At 63.2% G+C, this 1371-nt stretch carries 1 protein-coding gene; it reads right to left on the minus strand.

Annotation, left to right across the window (positions count from 1 at the left end; genetic code table 11):
* Positions 1-7: 7 nt before the first annotated feature.
* The coding region (ccrA, locus tag DNK54_RS20955) for a crotonyl-CoA carboxylase/reductase (protein WP_239460217.1) at positions 8-1371 on the minus strand (1364 nt) is incomplete at its 5' end.

The raw sequence follows: 1371 nt of genomic DNA on the forward strand, positions 1-1371 counted from the left end.
CTGCGGTTCAGATGCCGCGGAAGAGGTTGATCTGGGTGAGGTGCTTCTCGCGGAGTTCGTGGTTGCGTATGCCGAGTCCTTCTTGGGGGGCGAGGGCGAGGACGCCGACTTTGCCTTGGTGGAGGTTGTGGTGGACGTCGAGGGCGGCTTGGCCGACGTTGTCGAGGGTGTAGACGCGGGAGAGGGTGGGGTGGATTTTGCCTTGGGCGATGAGGCGGTTGGCTTCCCAGGATTCGCGGTAGTTGGCGAAGTGGCTGGAGATGATTTTTTTGAGGTTCATCCACAGGTAGCGGTTGTCGTATTCGTGCATGAATCCGGTGGTGGAGGCGCAGGTGGTGATGGTGCCGCCCTTGCGGGTGACGAAGACTGAGGCGCCGAAGGTTTCGCGGCCGGGGTGTTCGAAGACGATGTCGATGTCTTCGCCGCCGGTGAGTTCGCGGATGGCTTTGCCGAAGCGGAGCCATTCTTTGGGGTTCTGTTGGGTGCCTTCGTCGTTCCAGAACTTGGGGGCGAGTTCGGAGCGGTTGATGACCATTTCGGCGCCCATGTTGCGTACGATCTGGGCTTTTTCTTCGTTGGAGACGACGCAGATGGGGTTGGCGCCGCCGTTGAGGGCGTATTGGGTGGCGAAGCCGCCGAGGCCGCCGGAGGCGCCCCAGATGAGGACGTTGTCGCCTTGTTTCATGTTGCCGCCGTTGGCGGAGACGAGTTGGCGGTAGGCGGTGCAGTTGACCAGGCCGGGGGAGGCTGCTTCTTCCCAGGTGAGGTGTTCGGGTTTGGGCATGAGTTGGTTGGCTTTGACCATGGCGACCTCGGCGAGGCCGCCGAAGTTGGTTTCGAAGCCCCAGATGCGTTGGGAGGGGTCGAGCATGGTGTCGTTGTGGCCGTCGGGTGCTTCGAGTTCGACGCTGAGGCAGTGGGCGACGACGCGGTTGCCGGGTTTCCATTTGGTGACGCCGGGGCCGACGGCGAGGACGACGCCGGCGAGGTCGGAGCCGACGATGTGGCAGGGCAGGTCGTGTCGTTTGCCGAGGTCGGATTCGCGGCCGTAGCGTTCGAGGAACCCGAAGGTGGAGACGGGTTCGAAGATCGAGGTCCACACCGTGTTGTAGTTGATGGCGGAGGCCATGACGGCTACGAACGCTTCGCCGGGGCCGAGTTCGGGCAGGGCGACCTCGTCGAGGTGGAGGGACTTGCGGGGGTCTTTTTCCTTCGAGGGCACGCCTTCGAACATGTCGACTTCGTCCTTGTGGACGGTCACGGCCCGGTAGGACTCGGGCAGGGCCAGGTTCGCGAAGTCCTCTGACGTGGCGTCCTCGGCGGTGATCGCGTCGAGAATGTGCTGCACGATGGTTCTCCTCAAGAGGGATC

Source organism: Nocardioides daejeonensis (assembly GCF_003194585.1).
Taxonomy (GTDB): domain Bacteria; phylum Actinomycetota; class Actinomycetes; order Propionibacteriales; family Nocardioidaceae; genus Nocardioides; species Nocardioides daejeonensis.